General features: G+C 56.7%; 1 protein-coding gene. It reads left to right on the plus strand.

Annotation, left to right across the window (positions count from 1 at the left end; all coding sequences use genetic code 11):
* Window positions 1-26 precede the first annotated feature (26 nt).
* Window positions 27-238, plus strand: a 212-nt coding sequence (locus AAEZ06_RS28240; protein ID WP_350617515.1) for an RHS repeat-associated core domain-containing protein, incomplete at its 3' end; no start/stop codon positions are given.

Raw genomic sequence — 238 nt, forward strand, 5'->3', positions numbered from 1 at the left:
CGGTTAACCCCGATAAAACTCAACCCATTGCTTACAGCGTGTATGGCCATCGCCCGGCTGAAAGCGGCGTGGCCAGTGTGCTGGGCTTTAATGGCGAACGGGCTGACCCGGTGACGGGGCATTACTTGTTGGGCAATGGGTATCGGGCGTTTAACCCGGTGTTGATGCGTTTTAACAGCCCGGACAGTTGGAGCCCGTTTGGGAAAGGCGGGATTAATGCGTATGGGTATTGTGGGGG

The organism is Pseudomonas sp. HY7a-MNA-CIBAN-0227 (assembly GCF_040310325.1).
Classification (GTDB): domain Bacteria; phylum Pseudomonadota; class Gammaproteobacteria; order Pseudomonadales; family Pseudomonadaceae; genus Aquipseudomonas.